The organism is Eubacterium ramulus (genome assembly GCF_003122485.1).
In the GTDB taxonomy this organism is placed as follows: Bacteria; Bacillota; Clostridia; order Lachnospirales; family Lachnospiraceae; genus Eubacterium_I; species Eubacterium_I ramulus_A.
This window is the reverse complement of sequence record NZ_JRFU01000122.1, coordinates 1-25,083: the sequence shown is the minus strand read 5'-3', so window position 1 is coordinate 25,083 and position 25,083 is coordinate 1. Positions and strand designations below refer to the sequence as shown.

General features: G+C 40.6%; 23 protein-coding genes and 1 pseudogene. 5 read left to right on the top strand and 19 right to left on the bottom strand.

Annotated elements, in window-relative coordinates; all coding sequences use genetic code 11:
* Window positions 1-239, top strand: a 239-nt coding sequence (locus LG34_RS11050; RefSeq protein ID WP_242979885.1) for an Rrf2 family transcriptional regulator, incomplete at its 5' end; no start/stop codon positions are given.
* Window positions 240-674: 435 nt separating this feature from the next.
* On the opposite strand, the gene LG34_RS11045 is transcribed toward LG34_RS11050, so the two are convergent.
* The 5 genes from LG34_RS11045 to LG34_RS11025 all read right to left on the bottom strand — a co-directional run bounded on the left by LG34_RS11045 (window position 675) and on the right by LG34_RS11025 (window position 4,837).
* Complete coding sequence (locus tag LG34_RS11045) at window positions 675-1,868, bottom strand: ABC transporter permease (protein WP_109216093.1); 1,194 nt, start codon at window positions 1,866-1,868, stop codon at window positions 675-677.
* On the bottom strand, window positions 1,861-2,745 hold the full coding sequence (locus LG34_RS11040) for an ABC transporter ATP-binding protein (protein ID WP_005338319.1): 885 nt from the start codon (window positions 2,743-2,745) through the stop codon (window positions 1,861-1,863). Before LG34_RS11040 ends, LG34_RS11045 begins: the two co-directional genes overlap by 8 nt.
* Window positions 2,729-3,508, bottom strand: coding sequence for a hypothetical protein (locus tag LG34_RS11035; RefSeq protein WP_109216092.1), 780 nt, complete (start codon window positions 3,506-3,508; stop codon window positions 2,729-2,731). Before LG34_RS11035 ends, LG34_RS11040 begins: the two co-directional genes overlap by 17 nt.
* A complete protein-coding gene (locus LG34_RS11030) occupies window positions 3,495-4,034 on the bottom strand; it encodes an RNA polymerase sigma factor (protein ID WP_109216091.1) in 540 nt (179 codons plus the stop codon). The genes LG34_RS11035 and LG34_RS11030 overlap by 14 nt, the downstream gene beginning before the upstream one ends.
* Window positions 4,035-4,111: 77 nt before the next feature.
* Entirely contained in the window at window positions 4,112-4,837 is a 726-nt protein-coding gene (locus LG34_RS11025; protein ID WP_242979884.1) for a M15 family metallopeptidase, read from the bottom strand.
* Between the two features lie 243 nt (window positions 4,838-5,080).
* On the opposite strand from LG34_RS11025, the pseudogene LG34_RS11015 reads away from it, so the two are divergent.
* From LG34_RS11015 to LG34_RS11005, 3 genes and pseudogenes are all read left to right on the top strand, one after another.
* Window positions 5,081-5,275 (top strand): annotated as a pseudogene (locus tag LG34_RS11015) (adenylate cyclase); the annotation flags it as partial.
* A 150-nt stretch (window positions 5,276-5,425) separates the two neighbouring features.
* The gene (locus LG34_RS11010; protein ID WP_431602613.1) at window positions 5,426-5,575 is read left to right on the top strand and encodes a hypothetical protein; all 150 of its coding nucleotides are present in this window, start codon (window positions 5,426-5,428) and stop codon (window positions 5,573-5,575) included.
* Between the two features lie 176 nt (window positions 5,576-5,751).
* Complete coding sequence (locus LG34_RS11005) at window positions 5,752-6,153, top strand: hypothetical protein (RefSeq protein WP_109216090.1); 402 nt, start codon at window positions 5,752-5,754, stop codon at window positions 6,151-6,153.
* Between the two features lie 52 nt (window positions 6,154-6,205).
* Here the strand turns inward: LG34_RS11005 and LG34_RS11000 are convergent, their stop codons facing one another.
* The 7 genes from LG34_RS11000 to LG34_RS10970 all read right to left on the bottom strand — a co-directional run bounded on the left by LG34_RS11000 (window position 6,206) and on the right by LG34_RS10970 (window position 16,584).
* Window positions 6,206-7,666, bottom strand: coding sequence for a hypothetical protein (locus LG34_RS11000; RefSeq protein ID WP_109216089.1), 1,461 nt, complete (start codon window positions 7,664-7,666; stop codon window positions 6,206-6,208).
* 282 nt (window positions 7,667-7,948) lie between these two features.
* The gene (gene rlmD / locus LG34_RS10995; RefSeq protein ID WP_109216088.1) at window positions 7,949-9,358 is read right to left on the bottom strand and encodes a 23S rRNA (uracil(1939)-C(5))-methyltransferase RlmD; all 1,410 of its coding nucleotides are present in this window, start codon (window positions 9,356-9,358) and stop codon (window positions 7,949-7,951) included.
* A gap of 295 nt (window positions 9,359-9,653) precedes the next feature.
* Complete coding sequence (locus LG34_RS10990; protein WP_109216087.1) at window positions 9,654-9,905, bottom strand: hypothetical protein; 252 nt, start codon at window positions 9,903-9,905, stop codon at window positions 9,654-9,656.
* Between the two features lie 138 nt (window positions 9,906-10,043).
* On the bottom strand, window positions 10,044-12,326 hold the full coding sequence (gene pcrA, locus LG34_RS10985) for a DNA helicase PcrA (RefSeq protein ID WP_109216094.1): 2,283 nt from the start codon (window positions 12,324-12,326) through the stop codon (window positions 10,044-10,046).
* A gap of 159 nt (window positions 12,327-12,485) precedes the next feature.
* Window positions 12,486-14,954 (bottom strand): GH39 family glycosyl hydrolase, encoded by a 2,469-nt coding sequence (locus LG34_RS10980; RefSeq protein WP_109216086.1) that lies wholly within the window; start codon window positions 14,952-14,954, stop codon window positions 12,486-12,488.
* Window positions 14,955-15,153: 199 nt separating this feature from the next.
* The gene (locus tag LG34_RS10975) at window positions 15,154-16,128 is read right to left on the bottom strand and encodes a sugar phosphate isomerase/epimerase family protein (protein WP_109216085.1); all 975 of its coding nucleotides are present in this window, start codon (window positions 16,126-16,128) and stop codon (window positions 15,154-15,156) included.
* Between the two features lie 12 nt (window positions 16,129-16,140).
* The gene (locus LG34_RS10970; RefSeq protein ID WP_109216084.1) at window positions 16,141-16,584 is read right to left on the bottom strand and encodes a C-glycoside deglycosidase beta subunit domain-containing protein; all 444 of its coding nucleotides are present in this window, start codon (window positions 16,582-16,584) and stop codon (window positions 16,141-16,143) included.
* Window positions 16,585-17,042: 458 nt separating this feature from the next.
* Here LG34_RS10970 and LG34_RS10965 point away from each other — a divergent pair, with 458 nt between their 5' ends.
* Window positions 17,043-17,990 carry a flavodoxin family protein gene (locus LG34_RS10965; protein ID WP_109216083.1) on the top strand — a complete coding sequence of 316 codons (948 nt, stop codon included), beginning with the start codon at window positions 17,043-17,045 and terminating at the stop codon, window positions 17,988-17,990.
* A gap of 269 nt (window positions 17,991-18,259) precedes the next feature.
* On the opposite strand, the gene LG34_RS10960 is transcribed toward LG34_RS10965, so the two are convergent.
* The 7 genes from LG34_RS10960 to LG34_RS10930 form a co-directional block, all read right to left on the bottom strand.
* Window positions 18,260-18,697: a C-glycoside deglycosidase beta subunit domain-containing protein gene (locus LG34_RS10960; protein ID WP_109216082.1), complete on the bottom strand. Its 438-nt coding sequence runs from the start codon at window positions 18,695-18,697 to the stop codon at window positions 18,260-18,262.
* 18 nt (window positions 18,698-18,715) lie between these two features.
* On the bottom strand, window positions 18,716-19,624 hold the full coding sequence (locus LG34_RS10955) for a sugar phosphate isomerase/epimerase family protein (protein ID WP_109216081.1): 909 nt from the start codon (window positions 19,622-19,624) through the stop codon (window positions 18,716-18,718).
* A gap of 302 nt (window positions 19,625-19,926) precedes the next feature.
* Window positions 19,927-22,347, bottom strand: coding sequence for a GH39 family glycosyl hydrolase (locus tag LG34_RS10950; protein ID WP_109216080.1), 2,421 nt, complete (start codon window positions 22,345-22,347; stop codon window positions 19,927-19,929).
* Window positions 22,348-22,483: 136 nt separating this feature from the next.
* The gene (locus LG34_RS10945) at window positions 22,484-22,852 is read right to left on the bottom strand and encodes a nuclear transport factor 2 family protein (protein WP_109216079.1); all 369 of its coding nucleotides are present in this window, start codon (window positions 22,850-22,852) and stop codon (window positions 22,484-22,486) included.
* 29 nt (window positions 22,853-22,881) lie between these two features.
* On the bottom strand, window positions 22,882-23,754 hold the full coding sequence (locus LG34_RS10940; protein ID WP_181369350.1) for a nucleotidyltransferase family protein: 873 nt from the start codon (window positions 23,752-23,754) through the stop codon (window positions 22,882-22,884).
* Between the two features lie 217 nt (window positions 23,755-23,971).
* Window positions 23,972-24,409 carry a C-glycoside deglycosidase beta subunit domain-containing protein gene (locus LG34_RS10935; RefSeq protein ID WP_109216077.1) on the bottom strand — a complete coding sequence of 146 codons (438 nt, stop codon included), beginning with the start codon at window positions 24,407-24,409 and terminating at the stop codon, window positions 23,972-23,974.
* Window positions 24,410-24,427: 18 nt separating this feature from the next.
* On the bottom strand, window positions 24,428-25,083 hold a 656-nt coding region (locus LG34_RS10930; protein WP_109216076.1), incomplete at its 5' end, for a sugar phosphate isomerase/epimerase family protein.

The window sequence follows — 25,083 nt, the reverse complement described above, 5'->3', positions numbered from 1 at the left end:
AATCGGCAGATAAAATCAATATGTATGACATCTACCGAGCTGTAGAGGGCGATAAGCCGCTGCTTCACCTGGACACAGATACCAATCCGGATTGTGGAATCGGTATCAACATTCAATTCGCTATTGGGGACTTCTATCATGAAATTCAAAATATGGTAGATGAAAAAATGAAATCCATTACATTGCAGGATATTATTGATCGGTATTATTTTAAAATCGGAAAAGTTAAAAATCTTTAACTAATCAAAAATAGCAAGCACTGCCTGTGTCATGACACAGGCGAAATCCCCCACACTTTCCTATCGTCTGTGTGGTTAAATTTCCATAGGGAAATATCCCTAACCCTCTTTCGATTTTTCTTCGGTTTTCCGTTGGAATACCTTGACCTTTCCTACTGTCTTTGCTGCAATTTGCCTTAGGTAGTTACACCCAAAATTGAATTAAACACGAAACAGACTGTTGTAAAAACCGAACATTTTACAGCAGTTTTTTTGTACCCATTTTCAGGAAGGACGTGACTCAATAACAAACAGAAACCTCACCAATCCGGTCTTTTAACAAAATAAGTACAATTTACGGCGGGCAACTTGCCCGCCGTAAATCTTTAAATTATGCTTTGATTTTTCCATAAAATATTTTACTTACTTTGTTTTTCATGAGTATGAATACAATTTTTACTTATTTCCGTATCTGCGAAAACTCTTATAAATAAAAGGCAGTAAGGCTATTGCCATCACTGTATACATTACCATTACAAGCGGAATTTGTCGAAATACACAATTCCCAATCTGATAAATAAGTGGGACTTTTACACTTGCCTGTACATTTGTCAAAATTGTTGGTATCAAATTGAAAAGCGTTGTATACCCAGAAAGTGCCCGTCCTATAAATGGCAATAAGCAATATAAAAAGAACGGAATGCAAACAGCGACACTAATTGTATGCATTTTAGCCGCTACTAACATAGACACTACAGCCGCCAGCATACTGGCTATAAATCCACATACAACTGTCAACAAATAGTATTGTCCATATGACATAATGTAAATACTATATGCCTGATACATTTGATAAGGTGTATTCATACCACTGGTTCCCATAATTCCAAAACAAATCACACTAAGTAATATAATTCCCATACAATAAATCATAACTGTCGTAGCTATTCCTGCCAGTATTTTTGTTTTAACAGCTTTTGTACGTCCATACTTTGTAGAGAAAAATACTGCATCTGCTTTTGTCTGAAAATCATCTGCAAATATTCCAGCACAAATAAAACCAACTATGATTGCCAGAATAATAGAATACGTTTCTACATACATAATCATAGTATCCCATGAACTATAAGATTCGTATTCTACTGGTAATTTTATTTCATTATATTTCTTTTCCAAGTATTTTTTCTGTACAGAAGTCTTTCCATATTCTTCTGCCATCTTTTTCATATTTTTATGATAAGTGTCATAGAACTCTTGCACATTTTCTTCTGTAATTTGGTTCAGAACACTTTCATCGTATTCTGCATCCGGTGTTAATACCGATATTATAAATCCCCTAATCTCATCTATCGGTTGCAATGTCGTTCCGTAAATTGCATTTTCTTCCTCTGAGGATTGTGTCATCGCATTTTTATTTTGTTCTATAACTTTTCCAAGTTCATCTTCTGTCAATGTACCCTTCCATGCTCGTCTGTTATCTGTAAGTTTTCTTGTTGCCATAATTCCAGTACTAGCATTTCCATTCTCATCCACATAGCGATTGCTTGTAACTGCAAATCCGCTAAAAATGACAGCAAGTATCAATGCCAATCCGATTGCAAATACATTAATTTTCTTTGAAAAAATTCGTTTCAATTCTAATTTAAGCATCTTGTTTTTCCTCCGATTTTTCTCCAAAATAAAATAGAAATGCATCTTCCAGATTTTTTTCTACAGCCACAGCATCTTCTGTTGGCTTTTCTATTGAAATAATTCTAAGCTCTGCTCCGGTTTTTGTTGTTTTTATATTTCCAACCAAATATTCATTCATATATTTGTCTATCATACTTCTCGAAACATTACATTGCCATACCTTTTCTTTCATAGAAGATACTAAATCTTCCGCAGTACCTGCATAAAAAAGTTCTCCATCTTTCATTAACATAATGTTATTCGCAATGTACTCAATATCCGATACAATATGTGTAGACAAGAGCACCAAACGTTCTTCCGACAATTCACTAATCAAATTACGAAAACGTATTCTTTCATTCGGGTCTAATCCAGCGGTAGGTTCGTCCAGGACAAGAATTTGCGGATCGTTTAACATCGCCTGTGCTATTCCTACACGTCTAACCATTCCTCCAGACAAATTCTTCATTTTTCTTTTACTGAATTTTTCCATTCCTACTTGATTTAATAATTGCTTCACTTTTTTTCTGGCAAACGGCATTTTTAACCCTTTTATAGAAGAAATGTACATCATATAATCATATACGGTCAAATCTGGATAATATCCAAAATCCTGTGGTAAATATCCCAGAACTTCTCGATATTCACCTCCTAGTTTCCATATATCTTTACCATTCCATAATATTTGTCCTTCTGATGGTTGAACAATCGTACAAAGCATACGCATTAATGTGGTCTTTCCTGCTCCATTTACTCCAAGCAGTCCATAAATTCCTTTTTCCATAACACAATTCACTTTATTAACAGCATTTACTTCTCCGTATTGTTTTGTTACATTTTTAAATTCTAATTTCATACGTGTAATCCTCCAAAATTTTTTCATCAAATACCAATGACTTCTGAACACAAAAAACAAAATATACAAAAGTCAATATCAGCATAGCCACCCATACCGGAGTTACAATTTTCTGATAAATAACATCATTTGCAACAATCATCATCCATAAACCAACCCATACCAGACAGGAAAGCACTGCTATATATTCTGATTTTTCCCATCTGCTGTACAATACACGAAAACATATACAACATGAAACATTTACCGGAAGCAAAAAATTAACCACCAAATCACTTAACGAGAGTATTGTTGTTTGATATGTAATTGCCAAAAACACCATAACGATCACCAGATCCACTACTCCAAACATTAACATTCTTGCTGTACAAATCTGACGCAGTGTATAATAAGACGCCTGCTCAATTTCAATCGCACCATTTCTTCTGTTTTTCCAAATTTCCGGGACAATCAGAACCACAAATATTGTGGCAGATATTCCCATAATCCTCATCATATCTTTTATGTCTGACGTATAATTACTCAACCATATCCATAGACACATAAGAATACAACCTTGTAAAATCCACCATCTTTTTTTTATGAATTTTGTCTGCTCATACAAAAATTCAAAATAAGATGTTCTATGCGATTGTTTCGATAAAATTGACTCTGACAGAATATTCTGACATGCTTTTACTGTTCTGTTTTCTGCTTCAATCATTACATATTTTTTTTCAATCTCCTCTTTATATTCCTTTATTTGTTGCTTATATTTCATCATAGTTTTTCACCTCCAACTCTTTCATCAAAAGTTCTTTTGCTCTTCCAATTCGATATTTTACAAGCGAAAGTTTTATGTGAAGTAATTCTGCAATTTCTCTTTGCTTCAATTCTTGAAAAAAATATAAAACTGCCGTTTCTCTAATTTCTTCCGGTAACTTTCTCACTGCCTGTTCAATAGTTAATCGGACTCCTAGCTCTTCTACATGATTTTTACTACTGTCCTCTGATTTTAGCAGTTCCTCTGATGGAATATCTTTTTTCTTTTTGTAATAATTTTTAACGGTATTTCCGGCAATTGTATAAAGATAATTCTTAACTTTTCCATATTCTTTATATCTATATAAATTGGAAAAGAAACGTGTAAACACTTCTTGTGTCAAATCCTCTGCCTCATATGGATCATTGATATGTAGCAAACAATATTGATATATACTTGAGTAATATTTTTTGACCAGTTTTTCACACGCATCTTCATCTCCTGCTCTTGCTAGATGTACTAACAAAGAATCAGTTTTGTATTCCATTCGCAAATTTGCCTCCCTCTGTTTTCTAAAAAATATAACAATCCTACTATAAAAAAAGTTAGGATTTTCTTTTGTTTTTATTTATATTTTTCTAAATATTCTTCCAAACATAAATTTTCTTCTTTCATTATTTTAATGACAGTCGTTCCAACATAACGGTAATGCCATGGTTCATTACTAATTCCTGTTATATCCGTTTTATCTTCCGGGTAACGTTTTACAAACCCATATTTATATGCATTTTCGTCTAACCATTGATATACTTTTTCAGAAGAACATTTGTCAGTATCCGCATTAATATCAACACTCAGTCCTAATTGGTGTTCGCTTGTATCGGGAATTGCAACATATTTCTCGGCTCTTTTTTTTGCTTCTTTCGCAGAATATCCTTGTTTTTCATATTCATTGATTTTCTCGTCCATAATTTTTTGTTGTTCTTCTGTTGTTCGATATCCTTCTCTAACAAACAGTGCCAGCCCCTCAGCTCTTGCATCATTAAACATTTGTTGTAATTCTGGATAAATCCGTGAATCTACTTTTTTACCATTCGATAATTCTGTCAATTCTACTTGATAATTATTTGGAATATAATGATTTCGATTGACCAAAATAAGATTCCATTCACCCGAAGTGTCTGCAAAGGACTTTTCTGACTGCAAAATTTTCGGTAATGTTAATTCTCCAACCTGCACATCGATTTTTATTGTTCTCCACATTACAACGGTTATTATGATAGCCATTAAAAGAATGAATACTCGTAAAATATTCTTTCTTCTACGATTGCTGTATCTTCTTTTGTTCATTTTCTCTCCCACACTTTCATTATCAAAATATTTCTACTTTTAATATAATTAACAACCAAAACGACAAAAGAGTTAGTATCTAAACTTATTTATCAATAAAAAGTTTATTTTTTCTCAATTCCAGCTCAATTTCCCCTCAATGCCTTTTTCCTCCGATTTTCGTATGCTTATCCCACAGCAGAGCAGTACCACACCGGTACGACCTGCTGAATCAATCAATACGAAAAAAGGAGGGGATAAACCATGCAGAACAATATCCGCAACACAAACCTGCGCTTTAATCTGGACAAAGAACAGCAGCGGAGAGCCTGGGAATATTTACAGACGATGGACAGGCAGGATTTTAAATCTTACAGTCAGGTAATCTCTCTTGCACTGGTAGATTATTTTGACCGCTACTACCGCACACAGGCTGATCCTTATCTGGAAACAAGAGAATGATTATTTTTCACTGACAGTGGTACTACTCTCTTTCCTCATTTATTACCAGAAATATGCCACTGTCAGTTATCTAAAACCATAGTACCAAACCAAAAGATTTTAAAACCAAAACTGCCCGGATACGGGCATAAAAAGGAGGTGCCAGATATGGCAGATAAAAGAATCATGACACCAGAAGAAAAAGCACTTTTACAGGCAGGACACCGCCAAGAAGAAGCCGAAGCAAGAAATCGCAAAAAAGAACGTGATGCCAGAACACACCGATTAGTCCAGGAAAGGAAAAACGTACCGCTTTGAGCAGAAAACGCATACCGCTAAATCAGAATGAATGTACCGCTGATTTCAGAATAGGCGTACCGTTCGAGCAGAATTTGCACTTTATTTTTAACTACAACTATTCTTGTTAATACACTCCCAACAAGTGGACTCACCACAAACAGAATCACACTGAAAAACAATGTTCCATCAACCAGATGCTTGGAGACAAAAGCAGCTATCAAGCACAACTACAGCTCAACATTGCCTCAGCCATTCGAGCTTCGCAGGCAACTTCCGTTGAGAACATCGACGAGAAGCTGATGGCCTTACAGCAGGAGCTTATCCAGAAAGCCCAGAGCAAAGAAGCCTATGACGAAATTGCTGATGAAATATTCAGGCTTCGAGAACTCCGCCAGCAAACCACCGTCGATACTGCCGCAAGAGACGAGCAGATAAAGCGAATCAATGACCTGCAGGATTATCTTGCACAGCAGACTATCCACCTCACCGAATTTGACGAATCGCTGGTGCGACGCTGGATCAAACAGATAACCATCTGGGATGACCACATCACAATTGAATTGAAATCTGGCGTCAGCATTGATGTAGATGCATGAGTTCCATAGACGCACGAAACCCTCCTGACCGTGATGGCCGGGAGGGTTATTTTTATGTTTGTTTATTTATTCTTTCTTTTATATTCTGTTCATATTGTGCGTATGTTGAAATGAGTCCGTTTTCAACTGTTGCATTTGTGTATGTGTAATCATACCATTTTTCCGGTTTATCAAGCTGTTCTTTTAATTCAGGTAATAAACTAGTGTTCTGTAAAATCATGCATTCAATAGCTCTAAGAGGAAGAACCTTGATATGGCTACATATGTAATTCTTCTCCTCTTCAGATAAAGTAGCTGTTTCTTCAAGAAGTGCGTACACTTTTTCATAGACTTTTTTTCTAGAAACTACAGCGTCCTCTAACACGACCACAATACCATATATATTGTCTTTTGAATATACCTTGTCCAACTGAAATAATCCCTGCAGATAATTTTTAACCTGATTATAAATCTGAATTACGTCTTCAGCATAAATCCTTACATCATTTTCTATCTCAGCAGCATCAAATTTTCTAAGCTTTAAGCTAGGTGTAATTGCTTTTGTATCATAAAAAATAACTGCATCGCCTTCTGCTGCAATGACATCTGAGGTCAGCAACTTGTCTTTTCCTTTTCGATATTCTATCTCCGGCGAAACCCATGTAACTGAATCAAGTTGCGAAACAATATCATACAAATAGCCTTCAATTACTTCTTTGCCTATTGCTCTACGAAGCTTACCATCACCCAAAGTTATGCGATTTAACATTGATTCCGTTACCGCATTAATCACTAGATATGGTGATGGAACGTAGGTGAAGTCCTGCCCAGATATAAACGGATACAGATACTGGATTTTTAATCCATAATACTGGTCAATTATATTATCTTTATACAGTGAAAATAACTGTTTTTTGTATTCTTCTTTTTCAATAGATAACAAACGTAAAGCATCTTTGTCAGCAAAAGCTTTTGTTAAAAAAATTTGTAATTCAGTCGGTGGAATCACATCTTGAGCTTCTTTACTAAATCCGAGAAATACCATAAAAGCAAACTCCTCTAATCGTTCATAATCGGCTCCCATCTTATCAAAGAACACTTTTTTCATATCTAATTTGTCATTTTGAAAGGTAAAGAAATAATGATATCTATATAGCTTCTGTAGAAACACTCCTTGCACAGGGAATTGCTGTAATGCAGATATCATCATAAAGGCTTCAGGGTACTCACCGCTCTCTTCAGCCGCAGTTAAGCCACTATGCCAATAATTTCTAATAAGAGTGATGGTGTCAGCGAATGTTTTACCATCAAGTTTCTCCGAGGCATCATCGTTATCATATACAATAGAATATGCAGCAAACGCTTCGATCTCCCAAGGCATTATGTTTTCTTTATAAGCCTTGACCATATCCACTTGAGAGCAGGTCATTATCCTGCTTGAAAACTGTTGACAAGCTAACAGCTTACTTTCAAGCGTAAACTTTTCAAGTACTTTTAAGAAGTCCAAACTGCTATGAACTAAGTTTTCTTTCATAGACAATACTGCCTCCTTCCACATCATCTATTCCACTGCCAAGTCTGTCGCTTAATATCGAGTGGCTTAAACTGCGGTCGGCTCTGATAGCAATTCCAGTGCCACAACCTATGACATCTAATCCACAGCCTAAACCCTACCGCTATTTTCCGACCATCCACTTTTTCTCCAGTCAGACTAAAAAGTAGATATGTTTCCATACAAGAAAACCGAGCTTTCCGCAAGGCTTCCCTGATGATACTAACCTTACAAAAAGTCCGGAAATACGCCACTTATCAGCCTTTATTTATCTTTTCTTGACAGCAAACAAACCGTCTCGACGTGCACAGTTCCAGGGAACATATCGATGCAGCAGATCCGCTCTACTTGATATCCCTGTGCCTGCAAAATCTCGAGATCCCGCTGCAGGCTGGTCGGTTTACAGGAAATGTAGATCATACGATCTACGCCATATCGGATAATTTTTTCCAGAGCTTTCGGATGAATTCCCTCACGAGGTGGATCCAGAACTATAAAGTCCGGTTTTTCCTCGATGGAATCCAGCACTTTCAATACATCCCCGGCGATAAAATCGCAGTTATCCAGCTGATTTAACTGTGCATTTTCTTTCGCCGCTTCCACTGCTTCTTCTACAATTTCCACGCCGATCACATGTTTTGCTGCCGGAGCCAGAATCTGTGCAATCGTTCCGGTTCCGCTGTACAGATCGTATACAATCTTGTCTGCTTTTTCATCCAGGCTGTCCCCGATATATTCACGGGCAGTCTGATACAGAACCTCTGCGCCCAGAGAGTTGGTCTGGAAAAAGGAGAACGGAGAAATCCGGAATTTCAGTACCAGTAATTCTTCATAGAAAAAGTCCTGACCATACAAAATCTCAGTACCTTCGTTTTTCACTGCATCTGCCACACTGTCATTTTTTGTATGCAAAATGCCGGCAATACTGCCATCCAGTTCCAGGCTCAGAAGCTGCTCTTTCCATCCATTCAACAATGTATTTTCTTCTATACCGCTCTCTCCTGTGCTGATTTCCTGTGTCGTCGTAATCAGATCAATCAGAATCTCTTCTGTCTTTACTGCCTTTCGCACAAGCAGATGACGCAGATAGCCTTCATGACGCATGCGATGGTAAAACGGAATCTCCCGCTCTCTGAAGTATTCCACAGTCGCAGCCAGAATCTTACGGTAATCATCATCCACGATCTTGCATCCATCTACCGTCACAATATCATAAAAACTGCCGCGTTTATGCATACCAAGTGCCAGCGGACCATCTTTGACTTCATCTCCAAAAGTATATTCCATTTTGTTACGATAGCCGAACTGACGCGGACTTTTACGGATTCCTTCAAAAATATCTTCGGCATTCGGCACCACCACTTTCATCAATTCCAGTACCTGTCCGGCTTTTAATTTCAACTGTTCTTCATAAGGCAATGTCTGATAATTACATCCCCCACAGACTCCGTAATGCGGGCAGTTTGCCTGTTCCTGCTCCAGTTCAGATTTTTCCAATATTTCCAGCAGACGACCTTCTGCCTTTCCTTTTCGCTTCTTGTTGATCACAAACGAAACGTTCTGTCCCGGAAGCGTGTTTTTTACCGTCACTTCACTGTCTTCTACTTTTACAATTCCTTTATTTGGAAATTTCACTTTTTCTACAATGCCTTCGCACATCTGTCCTTTTTTCAATCTTTTTTCCTCACTCGTTTTCGTCTATTTATTATCAAATTAGAGTTCTATCTCAAAGCAACTTCTATATAAAATTTATAATAGAAAATACACTTTCATGCAAGCACCAATCACATTATCTGCCAATATGTTATCAATAAATTCATCATCTAAAAAACGCCCACTCGCATCTGTGAGTGGGCGTTCCAATACGAATTACATGTCGATACAAAGATTACAGGGTTTGCTGCTCACCGCCTGCAGAAGCGGGGGGGTATCTCCCATTCTATGTACCAATCAGCATCAATGCTTAGTCTTAGTCTTCCTCTTCGTATTCATCATCCTCATCATCGAAGAAGTCATCTTCGAACTCGTCTTCAAATTCATCTTCAAAATCATCCATGTAATCAGGAGCAAAGAACTTGTAAATATAATGTGCTGCTACAACTACAGCTGCAACTGCTCCAACGATGGCAAGAATCCAAAGTAATTTTGTCTTTCTTTCCTCGTCGATCTTCTTGGAAAATAACTCGTTTAATTTTGCAATACTGATTAAATCATTATTCATGTCATTCACTCCTTCTAATACATATATGATGCTTCCCTCTCGCAGTATGTAATTATCGACCGTTTCACCTGTACAATATGTCATATATTACCATAATTTTGTCTCACTTCATACCGCTCATTGTTATAGTAAAGTATATCATACCTTCTGCAATTTTGCAAACGATGCGAACATTTTCTTGGTACCAAAATCATCAAAATCTACGGTAACTTCATAGTCTCTGCCACCGGATACAATCTGTCTGACAATGCCCTCACCAAATTTTCCATGACGCACCCGGTCACCTTCTGCATAGGCCAGTTTGCCGAGGTTTGTTCCTCCGCCAAACTGCTGCGGTTTTTTCTGTCCCAGACCGTAAGACTGAAAATAAGACATTCCTCCCGCCGGTTTTGATGTACCTGCAGTGCTGCCATACGGTTTTCTGGCAAAATTCTGCTTCACGGCACCGAGATCCTTGATCGGTTCTTCCTTCCGTGGACGATCCTCACGCACCTGTCCCTGAAGCAGACTCTTGGGTATCTCCTTTACAAAACGGGACACTTTATGATACTGCGTCTCTCCCCTGGTCATACGCACCCGGGCACTTGTCAGTGTCAGATGTTCTCTGGCTCTTGTGATTCCCACATAACACAGACGGCGCTCCTCTTCCACTTCCGTCGGATCGTCAGATGTGATCGTCATATAGCTCGGGAACAGTCCATCCTCCATCCCAGCCAGATAGACATTCGGGAATTCCAGACCTTTTGCACTGTGCAGTGTCATCAATACCACATAATCACTGCCTTCTTCCAGATTATCAATATCCGCGATCAGTGCCACTTCTTCCAGAAATCCACTCAGCATCGGATGCTCTTCATTTTCCTCATAGGCAACAATCTTACTGATCAACTCATCAATATTCTCGATACGGGCTCTGGCCTCATCCGTGCCCTCCGCATCCAGTTCTGCCACATAACCGGTATCTTCTATAATTTCATCCATCAGCTGCTCCAGGCTGATATATGGAAGTTTGCTGCGCAGTGTCTGAATAAATGTTACAAATGGCCGGATCTTTGCCGCCGTTGCTTTGCTCAGTTTCGGAATATCCTCCGCCTGTTTTAATGCCGCATAAAAGCTCATGCCGTTTTCATCTGCATAATCCTGTACTTTTGTAATTGTCGTTGCGCCAATGCCACGCTTTGGCACATTAATGATTCGTTTTACCGCCAGATCATCCTGCGCATTATCAATGGTTTTCAGATAACTGAGCAGGTCTTTGATTTCCTTTCGGGCATAGAAGTTGACACCACCGACAATCTTGTAGGGAATATTTTCCCGTACAAAACGCTCCTCCAGAAGTCGGGACTGTGCATTGGTACGATACAGAACTGCACTGTCTCCATAGGAAAAAACACCCTTCCGCACAAAGGAATTGATGCTGTGAGCGATATATTCCGCCTCATCATAAGCGGTATCAAAATCTTTACATTCGATTTTGTCACCGGCATCCTGCTGGGTCCAGAGCGCTTTTGCTTTTCTTCCCACATTATTTCTGATCACGGCATTGGCTGCATCCAGAATATTCTGGGTGGAACGGTAATTTTCCTCCAGTTTGATGACTTTCGCATCCGGGAAATACTGCTCAAAATTTAAAATATTATGAATGTTAGCTCCCCGGAATTTATAAATAGACTGATCATCGTCACCCACCACACAGAGGTTGCGGTATTTGGATGCAAGTAAGCGCACCAGCTCAAACTGAGCCGTATTCGTATCCTGATACTCATCCACCATAATATAACGCAGACGCTCCTGATAAGAATCCAGTACTTCCGGATCATTTTTAAATAATTCCACGCATTTCATGATCAGATCATCAAAATCAAGGGCATTATTTTTCTTCAGCGTCTGCTGATATTCCCGGTATACCTGTGCCTGTTTCTGCTTGGCATAATCACCTGCTGCTCGCAGAGTAAATTCTTCCGGCGAAATCAGCTCATTTTTTGCCGATGAAATCACATTTAAAAGTGCCCGCTCTTTCGTCTTCTTCGTATCAATCTGCAGACGCTTGCATACCTCTTTCATCACCGTTTTCTGATCATCTGCATCATAAATCGTAAAACGGTTGTCATATCCCAGACGATCAATGTATCTGCGCAGGATCCGCACACAACTGGAATGAAATGTGGACACCCAGATACTCTCCGAGCCAAATCCCACCAGATCATCAATTCGTTCCCGCATCTCCGCTGCTGCTTTATTCGTAAATGTAATTGCCATAATATGATATGGATTCACACCTTTTTCTTCTATCAGATAAGCCGTTCTGTGCGTCAGAACCCTTGTCTTGCCGGAACCGGCTCCCGCCAGTACCAGCACCGGTCCTTCCGTCTGAAAAACCGCTTCCTGCTGCTGTGCATTCAGCAAATCATATTTGTCCATGCTGCCTCCCACCTGACTTTCAGACACGCACATCTTTTTCTGTAATGCAAAAATGCCATAACATTTTGCTGTCAAATGCGCGTCATGCAACGCATAACAGATTCTTTTTCGCATGCCTGTCTCACTATCGAACATATTTTCTAATCTTGTGCTATCATATCATAGAGCCTGTCTGTGCGTCAACATACTCCTGATCTGTATCAGTGCAATTTCATTTGGTTCCAGTTCCAGCGTAAACTGCAGACCATTTTTCTCTGTATTCTGATGAAAACGTTCCACCTTGGGCTGACAGCATCGTTGCAGATATTCCATATCCTCATTTGACAGATTTTTTGCAAAATCCAGTTGCTCCCACAATTGCATGATACTTCCGGATTTATCATTCACCCGCAAGATCCGGATCTGACAGGTCGCATCCTGTACACCTTCCAGACAGATCTGCAACTGTTTCCTGTTCTGATCAGCAAAACATTTTCTGACCGTTTCCTTATTTATCTGATTTTCTGCTGAATAGTAATAAAACTGACTCAGTGGTCTCATATTGTGACATGCGATTGCCCAGTTTCCCTTTCCATCCGTTGTAATCATCCCATGCTCATTTCCAAGATCAGCAGTCTCATACAATTCTTTCATAAACTGGAAAGCCACTCCGGCCGGTTTCATAATTTTATCTCTGGTCAGAATGCCTTTTCCGCCAAATAAAAATGCATTAGAATCATAAAATTCCGACATCATATCAGTTCCACTCTGATATCCGATCACATCAACCATACCTCGAATATCACACAGATTTTTCAGTACATAAGCTCCCTGATAGCAGGAATCTGACAGACTGCACCGGTCTGATACGGTCTTATTCCATTCGCTGATGCAGATTTCTGCCTGTTCAAATCCAGACTGTTGCATCCAATCTCTCAGACGTTTTATCCGATCCGAAAGTACAGAAGGATTGGTGCTTTTCTGACGGAATCCGTTCTGTTCTTCCATCCGTTCCATTCCGGTTCCATCCGCTGGACGATTTTCAGGTTCATTCACCACATAATCATATTCCATCATTGATATAAAATCAGGCCGGATCATATCCTGTGCCGCCCATTGCCGGAAAAAGTGATTTTCCGTCTGGTCTGACATACATCCCGGAAATATCCCGGGACCTCCCAATTGCATGCCCGGTATTTTTTTCTTCATCAGTCTTCCGGTCTCAGCAAAAATCTGAAAAAAGCTCTCCTGTACGGAACATCCACTGATCTGATAACCACCATACCACACTTCCACTTTCCATTTTTCCAGACATTCTCTTCCATAACGTTCCAGCCAGTGTGTCAGCACAGATGACCACAGTCTCTGCCACGCCTCCAGACTGTCAAACATAACCGTTCCTTTTTCATATATCATTGTATCATTGACATCAGCATTGACACGTTGTTCTTTTTTATCCAGATCAAGAAATGGGATCATATGTAATTCCAGTATCAGATCCAGCACCTGATCCAGTTTACGGAAATTATACGCTCCCTGCACATGCGCAATATCAATCATCAGGTCTCTGGAAAAAATATCCCAGATACGGACATAATCAAACTGACATTTTCTCTGTAAAATACGCAAATGCTCCTGCATCTCACGGTCAAGCAGATCTGCTGCACGACCTATATTGATCATCGTCTGCGTCTGTCTGCTATTTTTCTGTAGCTGCTCCACAGAAACATGTATGCTTCTGGATGTGTGGTCGGATCTGTTCTGCTCCCTCACAGACGGTCTGATATATTGCTCCAGACGCGCTGCCTTTTCCTGCCTGTTTTCTTCTGTCCCTGCAGCAGACACACGCTGTTCCCGATATTCCATCGGTGACATTCCATATTTCTTTTTAAATTCCCGGTAGAAAAATCCCGGGCTGGAGAAACCGCTTTCATAGATAATCTGCGTAATGCTGTTTTCTGTATGCTGTAAATCTTCCCTCGCATGTGACAGACGGATTTTTTTCACATAATCCGAAAATTTCATTCCAAATTTCTGTCTCACATACCGTGACAGATATCCCTCTGACAGATACAGCTGTCCGGCCAGTTCCTTCAGACTGACCGCTTTTGCATAATTATGATGCACATACAGACTGATCTGATGCATCCGTACATCCTCATTCTGCGAATTTGCTCTGCCAGACAGATCACTGCATCTGTAGTGCTGCATCAAAAATTCCAGTAACTGATAATACTGTGCTTTTATTTCTGTCAGCAAAATTGAGGCCCGCTCCATCTTCTGTTCCAGTTTCCAGTAATTCGTCAGCATAGACTGCAGCATACTTTTGATTTCATTACATCTTTCCGGTTCCTGAGACATCGGGTCCGAAACCAGTACCAGCTGTTTTTCCGCACACTCTGCCAGCTGTTCCCCTGGATAGGTAACACTGACAAAAAAGATATTTTTGCTGCAGGAAAAAGAATATCTGTCACCAATATTCAAAAAAACCAGATCATCCGACAATAATTCCATTCTTTTCCCATTCAGGTTCATCGTCATTTTTCCATCCAGAACCAACAGTATCTGAATTTCATCACAATATGCACATTCTCCGGATCTGTCAATTCGAACCTGCATCATAGAATACATATATTTTAATTCTGTCACTTTTCCCGTTCCCCCCCCTGATTTTTCCGGACATTGTTCCGATCATCTCACTCATGTTTTTATTGTACCATATCTGCACTTCTGTGACAAAATTTCAGGCATAAAAGCAAATCGCCCGGACCGTTTCTGCGATCGGGGCGATTGTGCATCTGACAAATGATTTTGCTGACATATTTCTGTTCTGAATGAAACCATTTGTTTATTTTATTAAATTTTTCATCATCTTCAGATGGCGGCGCAGCATCTCAATGGAATGATCTGAATTATACTCCTCATATTCAGAAACAATATAACCATCATAATCTGAATTTTTCACTACATCCAGAATGTCTCCATATGGAATCGCTGATTCTTCCAGATTTTCATATACATAATGATATTTGCCATGCATATGGAAACAATAGGGCAGAATTTCACGAAGCCCCTGTAACTCTTTGCTGATATCTTTCTGGAATTTCATAAAGTTGTACATATCCTGCATACAATACAACTCTGCTTCTTTTCCACCGGCTGCCTTCAGCTGCTCTATTGCTTTCTCATAAGGTACTTCTTCATATTTCATATCCCGTGCCATCTCCAACAATTTGACATCTGCACCTTTTGCCAGGGCCTGATCCCAGTTTGGTTTGTTCGGCTTGGTAGCGAAACATCCAAAATCCGGTACGAAACCAATGTATTTTGAACCGCTTTCGCTGATGGCCTGACGAAATTCCTGAATTGCAGGCGTAATTGGAGAATCCGGATTATGAATCTCGATGCCGACCTTGATGTCGTATTCCTCCGCATAAGGTGCCAGCCGCACCAGGTTTTCCGGTCCGATCAGGAACTGCTCGCGAATTACTTTACATCCCATTTTATGTGCATTTTTCAGATCTCTGATCGCCATATCCAGCATTTCATCATCGTTCAGTCTGCGATCTCCACGAAGTCCGCAGTCCATATTGGCTCCATAACAGATCGCTTCCATATCATAAGCTCTGCAGATTGCCTGAAATTCTCCCAGAAACTTATCACTGATAAACGGATAAGATGGTATCATCTGGGTTGAAACAATTTCGAATCCCTCTGCGCCAAGTTCTTTCGCCGTGCGAATGCAGTCTTCCAACGTCATGATTCCTTTGCAGTACTCTGTGGAAAACGAATATAATGTAACACCTAATTTTATCTTGCTCATCTTGTTCTCCTCCTAAATTTCAGCTAATGTCAGTACTTTTCTTCCGCAGCTGTCGATTGGCATATACAAATCCGGACCAACTATCATATATGGACTTCTGAAATACAGAATAAAATTGATATCATGCTCACCTGCCGTAAATCCGCCCTTTTTCAACACTTTGATCGTAGCCGGTTCTGCAATCGGCCAGAATACAGAAACCAGATCGTGAAGCTGTGCAATGCCGTACTCTTCGTCTCTCAGGCAGAAACTGATTGCTTCCTGCGAAATCTTTTCTCCGTCAATTTCAACTTCCAGTCTGTCAATAACTGAGAGGAAATGTCCTCTGTAATAGCTGAGTCTCACATCAAACTGACAGCCTGCTTTTTTTCCGTTTACATACAGATGTTTCAGAGAATCATCACATACTACATCCACAAAATTCAGTCTCAATGGTATTGCTTTTGCTGTTGCCATTTTTCATTTCTCCTTCCATTTACCATAATGTTTTAAGCCTTTGCTGTGTTGCTTTCTGTTGTATTTATTATGTCATGAAAGAAGTGTACAAAAAATAACAGGCCATGCCTTTTTCATAACGGATTCTGACCTGTTTTTATCGATTCTGTGATTCACTCTAAGAAGTATCAAAATATGTCAGTCATATTTTGATGTTATACATTTTATCCACGCTTCTCCTTTTGGGGACTTCCGTCAATAACCTCATTGCAAAAACACGATGCTGATTACATTTTACATTCGTTTTGTCCATATCCTTGATTTCAATTATCCATATCTTTCTTTGTAATTTCCATGTATCATAAGGATACAGAAATGAACAGAAACTTACAGATTTTATCAGGATATACACTCAGATTTTTACAGACATATCTTATAAACTTCTGAGCATTCATCCATCATTCAGGAGGATTTTTACAATGGCAAAAGTACTTGCACTCTCTTTTGGACGTAAGATGTCCAACACTGACGTAATGTTAAAAGAAGTATTGAAAAAATGTGAAGAAGCCGGTCATGAGATCAAATTTATGAGACCGGATGACCTTGAGATCAAACCATGTATCGGTTGCTGCGGATGTGTCGTAGGAATCATGTCAGGCAGAACAAACGGTGCCTGTGTATTCAAAGATGATTTCCATCTTGTAGAGGATGCTTACTATGATGCAGACGCTGTCATCATTGGTTCTCCGGTATACGAGACATCTCCAAGTGGTACCTTCAAGACATTCTGCGACCGTTTCGGTCCATCCCACGATCTGGCATTCCTGACAGAGGCAAAAAAAGAGCGTATCGCTCAGGGCAATGAACTGCTTCCGGACGAACGTGTATTCAAACCGCGTGTGGGCGCACTGGTTGGCGTTGGCGGTGCTATGACAGAGAACTGGACCATCATGACCATTCCGATTATGTATGAATCCATGATGTCTGCAGGTGTCGATGTCATTGATACTCATGTATACTATGGTGCAATGGCTGTGGATCACGTTCTTGGCGTTCCGGCTCAGATGGAGCGTATGGACAAGATGGCTCAGAATATTATCGATGCACTGGCTGCTCAGACAGATGAAGAGCGTACAAAATGGCGTGGTGCTGACAATTATGCATGTCCGGTCTGTCACCAGAGCATGGTTCGCGTGACACCTGGTACTGACCTGGTAGAATGTGCCATCTGCGGTATCAACGGAAAAATCGAGATGGTAGACGGTAAAGCAACCTATACATTTTCCGAAGAAGAACAGCTTCGTTCCAGAATGAACTACGGTGGCAAATTAGAGCACAGAAATGAGATTGCACATGGTGCCATGACTCAGAAACGCACAGAAAATCTGGCTGAGCTGAAGAAATCATACCTTCATATCGGTGAATAAATCTCTCTCTGATTCAAGAATGCCCCGGCATTCCTGCTGCGAGATATGTGTCATACAACAGATGATGTATGCAAAATTCCATACCCAGGAGGATTTCTCTGTATTGTAAAATCCATAAAAAATTGCCAGCTCCATAAAAATTGGAACTGGCATTTTTTTATTATTTTATGCAATCTCCTCCGGGCGTCCAAGACATTTACGCATCAGCACATGATTTTTCGCGCATACAGAACAGTGCTCCCGTTTTTTTATACGCTTTGAAATCCGTTCTATCTGCACAGAAGCATTCTGCGTTCATTATCAACACCAAACATATGCGCCATATTTCCCATACCGCTGCCGTCATACTCTTTCTCTAAGGCGCCATTGTAATTTAATACCCATCCAAACTGCAGGCTTACATCATGATATCCGATGGAGAGTCCGCCTTTCTTTTTGATACGGTATGTTAATGGTGTACGGAACTGCCAGTACTTCTTCAGGTCAAACATTTCTTCTCTGCTGTACTCAATGCCATCGTATACCAGGATCAAATCATCCCGGTCAAATACTTCTCCGTCCACTGTTACATTTCCAAAACGGCACTGGGTAAACCAGTAGCCCTTATAATATTTCGGAACAAATTTAAACTCAAATCCATCAATTTCTCCGCTTTCATCATATGTATTATGAAATCCACGCTGCTGAATTGGCTGAAATTCTACCATAACTGTTTCCTCCTTCTCTTAGTATCCCAGAATATTGCGGAGCATAATCTGATGACGACGCACCTGCTCTGGAATCTCTACCATGGCCTGTCCGAACTTCTCAGGGCTTTCCTCTGCATGGAACCGGATCGCACCTTCATATTCGGAAAGCAGATCTCCGCTCCATCCGTTATCCACCATCAGTTTGATAATTTCCGGATATGGAATGGACTCTTCTTCAAAATTCTCATTTACATTTGTAAATTTTGCATGGCATACATAGCTGTATGGAAGGAAATCAACGATTTCTTCCGGTTTGGTAATGTCATCAAAATTTGACCATGCCATATCTTCCATTCCTTTGGCTGCTTTGTACTGGAAAGTACCAAAGTCGATATTAAAGCCAAAATGAGATGTTTTTGTACGATGGATAAAATCAAGATATTCATCGCGGATATGCGGTGTATGAAGTGTGGTCGGATGATGTACTTCATTCTGCATACGAACATCATATTTTTCTGCATATGGAAGTGCTTTTTCAATGTAATTCTGCCAGCCCGGTTCCGGATCACAGATTTCATTTGTACATGTGATCTTGGTACGAAGTGCTTTAAATCCAAGCAGATGAGCCAGACGGAAATCCTGCTTTAACTCTTCTACTACTTCATCATCAGACATTCCTTTTCCACGATGCAGATGATTCTCAGCCCAGTGTCCCAGTTCGGACGGCTGCATATTGTATTTCTCGCACAGTCTCCAGTAATGATCTACCCATTCCGGTGACGGATTCGGATAATTCGGAATATAACTTGTCAGAAATTCGAAACAGGTTGCTCCTGTATCAGCCATTTCCTCGAAAATATCATCCAGTGTCATTGATTTACCAAGAAGATTATGATAACTGTACAGACAGATTCCTCTTCTTGGAGTCCCCTTTTTGCTACTCATTGTCCCATGTCCTCCTGTTCTTTATTTTCTCAGGTTTCTTCTTCCCAGCAGACAGATTCACATGCAAAACATATCATTTGCTTCGTCAATCAGACCAACATCACGATTTTACTGTCATGCACTGATTAATCTGCTGTGCTGTCATTATTTTTACATAAAAAGAGAGCAAAATCTATCTCGATATCTGCTCTCTTTTTCCTCTTTTATTTGTTTTTTATCCTTTTGTGACGGAACATTTCATTGTCCATGCAATTTTAATATATATCATTTTTGCCGTAACAACCGCTCCTTCTGTCATATGATCAGCTTTTGCTCAGATCATAGATCACATGCAGATGCATGATTTCATTGACTTCTAATTCATAATCCAGATTCAGACAGTGATTCTGCACCACACAGGTCTCCATCGTGATTCTCGGCACACAGATCTGCTTGAGATACTGAATATCCCGGGTGCTTAATGCATCCGTGTATCCCATCTGCTGCCATTCATCCAGCACACTTCCGCAACCTTCCCGGATCGCGCGGCGTTTCAGTATATAGGTACCGTTTTTCACTCCACGGATACGGATAGAAACCTGCAATTTCGTACCGGGAAAATAGGATTTCACATCCTGGGGACCAATCGTACTCTGGGAACTGATATAGTATCGGTAATCCGGATACTGACAATTCTGACAGACAATATAATAACTGTCATGCCCATCTGTTGTCACCAGCATATTTTCGCTCTGTCCCAGCATGACAGACCCAAGCCGGTTCATAAAAGAAATTCCGTAAAATGCAGGCTTACAGATTCCGTTTCTGGTCAGCAGGCCGACACCTCCGGTCAGCAGCTTCTCAGTATCAAAGTATTCCGAAAACAGATCCGAAGCCAGCCAGTAGCCAAGAATTTCGCACTTGCCAATGCTGTCCATCAGATTTTTGATCACATAAGCACCTTTGAATCGACCGTCATTGATGTAACTGCGATTGGATACCGTAAAATTCCATTCTGTCACATGCAGCTTTACCTCAGACATTCCATATTCTTCCAGTATCTCTTCCGCCAGTTCCAGATAATTTCTCAGGTAATCCGGATCTCTGGAAAAACGCTGGGAATAGGCATCTGTATCTTTGATCGTATGCTCTGTCCCATTTTCATAAGAAACGCGTTCGTGCTGATACGGATAACTGTACAACGATATGAAATCCGGCCGGAAGCGGCTTTCTTTCCAGACCGCCACGATCGTACGAAAGGTCTGTCCCTGATTACGGTTCAACCCTCCACCTCCGATTTTACAATCCGGTGCAACACCACGCAATGCACGGCATATGGTTTCAAACCATTTCAGATATTCCTCCATAGAATCCTGCGGCGGTTTCCACAGTTCAAAATACCAGCTTTCTATCTCATTCAACCCGTATCTGCTCACAAAGTGCCGGATCATCTGATCCAGGAATGCACCATATTTCACACAGGAGTCAAAGATATTCTGTCTCAGTTCCGTAATCAGATAATCTCCGATGTCACGCAGTAAAACCTGTGGTTTAAATCCAAGTTCCATATAAGGTTTCATCTGATGGTTCAGCAGAAAATCAATGACACTGTCCAGTTTCGAAAAGTTATAATTTTCCCGGTTCGTTCCAAACAGATACAATTCCGAATCATAAATATCCCAAAAGCGCACATAGGAAAATCCTAGCTGTTGCTGCAGATAAGTCAGATGCTGCTGCATATCTGCCCGAAGCAGGTCCTTCGCTCCACCGGCATTGATCATCCGATTCCAGTGTATCCTGAAGATATGTCCCTGAGTGGCATCCGCTTTCAGCAGGCGGATCGGCGTTTCCTCTTCTTCTCCTGCCAGAGACTGATCTGACAGCAATTGCCTGATATCGGCAGATACCGGCGCTGATCCGCTATCTTCCTTTCCCGTCTCCTGCCGTTTTTCTTTCCGATATTCTGATGGAAGCATGTGATAGTATGACTTAAAGGCTTTTTGAAATGCCGCTGTGGTCGGAAATCCATGCTCCATGGCAATACGCATCAGCGTCTTGTCTGTTTTCAGCATATCTTCCGCACTATGTCTGACACGTTCCTCATTCAGAAGTTCCCGAAAATTTTTTCCAAGCTTGCGTTTAATATATTTTGACAGATAGGCCGGAGTACAGTGAAGCTGCTCCGCCAGTTCTGCCAGCGTAATTTCCTGTGCGTAAGAACTTTTCAGAGAAGACCGGATGTAAGCAAGTCTTACCTCATCTGTGGATGCTTCATCAGCCTCTTCCCGGCGACGCATATGACGTTGCAGCAACAGATGAAGCAATTCATAAAACAACGCCTGCAGATACGCTTCTTCCGCCTGAGGCAGATCCTGGCTGTTGACTTCCGTATGTTCCATTTTAAAATACAGGCTGCAGATTTTCTGCAAAATCCTCCGTATTTCCGCTGCGTCTCGCATTGAACTGTCACATTGAAACTCCCACTGACTCAGATTCACCAGTTCCCGGATTTTTTCCGTATTCAGGCTGATCCGGCATACACCCCCCGGCTGTTTCATACGCAGTTCATATCGCTGCAGTACATTCACCATATGAAATTCTTCTGCTCGATATGCTTTCACAGTATGTCCCAGAGTCAGTTCTGCCTCCCCCTGCAGAACAAACAGGATCTGCGGCTCATCCGCTTCCTGTGTCTGCCTGTTTTTACTGTCAAAAAGCGCTATCTGTATCCATTTTTTCTGCATCCTTCTGCCTCTGCTTATAAAGATTTCAAGAATATTCTCAACATGCTCACCTGGAAATGTGTACTGTCCAACACACGACTCCCTGTGAAAACAGACTCCCTATACGTGCTGCTTCTTCTGAAATTGCAGTACTGACTTAGAACTGTCCGTTTGGATTATTGCATTCCATGTTGTCCACACGCATGGTGCAATCCCAGTGTTCTGCCAGTTTTCCGTCTCTCAGACGATACAGATCAAATACTTTGACAACGACACCACCGTCCATCTCACATTTGAAGAACATACATACCAGATCTCCGTCTTCCAGACACTGGATCGTTGTTGTCTTCGGATGTCCCTGAAGGAATTCCTTGAAAAATTCAATGAATCCTTCCTTACCATCTGCAACTTCCGGGGAGTGCTGTTTGTAATCATCCCACATCAGATCATCCAGTTCAGAAAAATCTCCTGCATTAAATACACGCTCATAAAAATATTCTACTACTTCTTTATTTGTACGTTTCATCTTCATTCTTCTCCTGTTATTTTACTTTATTATTTCAATTTCGTCCACTGCGCACCTGCGGAAAAATCTCTCAGCTGCCAGTGAATGACATCCAGTTTCCGGATTTTTAAAATCAGACGCAGAAAATATTTCCGGATTTCCACCAGTTCATGTGTTTCCGCTGCAATTAAAGCTGCAAACTGATCAAAATCAGCATATTCCTCACGCTTTGCCAGCATTGTCTGGCTTCTGCGTTCATAGCCACCATAAGTGTCAGAAAGCACCTGTTCCGGCTGCATGATCCGCTCCCGCAATTTTTCTGTCCATTCTTCGTCCCAACCCTGTTCTTTCCAAAATTCAGATATCTCCGGGATACAGACAGTCTTTACGCTGCTGTACATATATTTCAGTGACTTGATGCATTCCACTGCCAGTACATTTCTCGGATGCAGCATGATCTGTTCTCCGCCCTCCACTCTGTCTCCAATCGCTTTTGCCTGAGCCTGATAAAATGTCATACCGCTTTTTTTATACGCTGTAAGCTGTTTCTGAAAATCCTTTTCGTTTCGTATCAGCAGATAAGTGATTTCCAGCAGCTGTTCATAAGATGCATCGATTGTCTCCAGCACAAGCAGGTCAATATCCTCTGCATTAGTAAGCAGATTGGATGCACTGTAACCATAGATTCCGACACTGGACAGACAGGTATATAACGGCAATTCCAGTATCTGCTCCACACCGACTTGTCTGGCTTTTTCCATTCTGGATGCCATGTTTTCTCTGGCCGGCTGACCATTTTGCAGATAAGTTCCGCTCATGACCGCCACCAGATGATCCGTCCCGGATGCCTTCTTTACTTTTTCCAAACGTTTCTGTTCTATTTCCAACGAATCGATAAAATCTGTAAAATATGCTGCTCTCATTCTTCTATCTCTGTCCTTTTCTACTGATGTAACTGGTATATATGTAAACTCAGAATCTTTTTTCCAGTTCATACTGAATTTTTAAAAAAACACTGTACCTGATATTTCAGCATACATATCGTATATTTATACCTGGAACCCAAAACAGACAGGAATGTCCGCTTTGCGCTGATATCCCCGTCTGTTTTATTTTTTTTCTCTGTTTTTCACAGATATTTTACTTACACAGAAGCATTCTTCTTTCGTTATCAACGCCAAACATATGAGCCATATTTCCCATACCGCTTCCGTCAAATTCTTTCTCTAAGGCACCATTGTAATTTAATACCCAGCCGAACTGCAGGCTCACATCATGATATCCGATGGAAAGTCCGCCTTTCTTTTTGATACGATATGTTAATGGTGTACGGAACTGCCAGTATTTGTGCAGATCAAACATTTCTTCTCTGCTGTACTCAATACCGTCATATACAAGGATCAGATCATCACGGTCAAATACTTCACCGTCTACAACCACATTACCGAAACGGCACTGTGTAAACCAGTATCCTTTATAATATTTCGGAACGAATTTGAACTCGAATCCATCGATTTCTCCGTTCTCATCATATGTATTGTGAAAACCACGCTGCTGAATTGGCTGAAATTCTACCATAATCTTATCCTCCTTCTCTTAGTATCCCAGAATGTTGCGAAGCATGATCTGGTGACGACGAACCTGTTCCGGAATCTCTACCATTGCCTGAGCGAATTTGTCCGGACCTTCTTCTGCATGGAAACGGATACCGCCTTCATACTCAGAAAGCAGATCTCCACTCCATCCGTTATCTACCATCAGTTTGATGACTTCCGGATACGGAATGGTCTCTTCCTCAAAGTTCTCGTTCATGTAAGTGAATTTTGCATGGCATACATAGCTGTATGGAAGGAAATCAACGATTTCTTCCGGTTTGGTAATGTCATCAAAATTTAACCATGCCATATCTTCCATTCCTTTGGCTGCTTTGTACTGGAAAGTACCAAAGTCGATATTAAAGCCAAAATGAGATGTTTTTGTACGATGGATAAAATCAAGATATTCATCGCGGATATGCGGTGTATGAAGTGTGGTCGGATGATGTACTTCATTCTGCATACGAACATCATATTTTTCTGCATATGGAAGTGCTTTTTCAATGTAATTCTGCCAGCCCGGTTCCGGATCACAGATTTCATTTGTACATGTGATTTTAGTACGAAGTGCTTTAAATCCAAGCAGATGAGCCAGACGGAAATCCTGTTTTAACTCTTCTACTACTTCATCATCAGACATTCCTTTTCCACGATGCA

Coding starts and splice junctions, on each gene's coding strand:
- LG34_RS11005 (WP_109216090.1), top strand. CDS start 5,752: ATGCTTGGAGACAAAAGCAGCTATCAAGCACAACTACAGCTCAACATT.
- LG34_RS10990 (WP_109216087.1), bottom strand. CDS start 9,905: ATGAATAATGATTTAATCAGTATTGCAAAATTAAACGAGTTATTTTCC.
- LG34_RS10960 (WP_109216082.1), bottom strand. CDS start 18,697: ATGGTAGAATTTCAGCCAATTCAGCAGCGTGGATTTCATAATACATAT.
- LG34_RS11000 (WP_109216089.1), bottom strand. CDS start 7,666: ATGAAAGAAAACTTAGTTCATAGCAGTTTGGACTTCTTAAAAGTACTT.
- LG34_RS10970 (WP_109216084.1), bottom strand. CDS start 16,584: ATGGCAACAGCAAAAGCAATACCATTGAGACTGAATTTTGTGGATGTA.
- LG34_RS10935 (WP_109216077.1), bottom strand. CDS start 24,409: ATGGTAGAATTTCAGCCAATTCAGCAGCGTGGTTTTCACAATACATAT.
- LG34_RS11025 (WP_242979884.1), bottom strand. CDS start 4,837: ATGAACAAAAGAAGATACAGCAATCGTAGAAGAAAGAATATTTTACGA.
- LG34_RS10965 (WP_109216083.1), top strand. CDS start 17,043: ATGGCAAAAGTACTTGCACTCTCTTTTGGACGTAAGATGTCCAACACT.
- LG34_RS10940 (WP_181369350.1), bottom strand. CDS start 23,754: ATGAGAGCAGCATATTTTACAGATTTTATCGATTCGTTGGAAATAGAA.
- LG34_RS11040 (WP_005338319.1), bottom strand. CDS start 2,745: ATGAAATTAGAATTTAAAAATGTAACAAAACAATACGGAGAAGTAAAT.
- LG34_RS10950 (WP_109216080.1), bottom strand. CDS start 22,347: ATGCAGAAAAAATGGATACAGATAGCGCTTTTTGACAGTAAAAACAGG.
- LG34_RS11035 (WP_109216092.1), bottom strand. CDS start 3,508: ATGATGAAATATAAGCAACAAATAAAGGAATATAAAGAGGAGATTGAA.
- LG34_RS10955 (WP_109216081.1), bottom strand. CDS start 19,624: ATGAGTAGCAAAAAGGGGACTCCAAGAAGAGGAATCTGTCTGTACAGT.
- LG34_RS11045 (WP_109216093.1), bottom strand. CDS start 1,868: ATGCTTAAATTAGAATTGAAACGAATTTTTTCAAAGAAAATTAATGTA.
- LG34_RS10945 (WP_109216079.1), bottom strand. CDS start 22,852: ATGAAACGTACAAATAAAGAAGTAGTAGAATATTTTTATGAGCGTGTA.
- LG34_RS11010 (WP_431602613.1), top strand. CDS start 5,426: ATGGCAGATAAAAGAATCATGACACCAGAAGAAAAAGCACTTTTACAG.
- pcrA (WP_109216094.1), bottom strand. CDS start 12,326: ATGGACAAATATGATTTGCTGAATGCACAGCAGCAGGAAGCGGTTTTT.
- LG34_RS11030 (WP_109216091.1), bottom strand. CDS start 4,034: ATGGAATACAAAACTGATTCTTTGTTAGTACATCTAGCAAGAGCAGGA.
- LG34_RS10975 (WP_109216085.1), bottom strand. CDS start 16,128: ATGAGCAAGATAAAATTAGGTGTTACATTATATTCGTTTTCCACAGAG.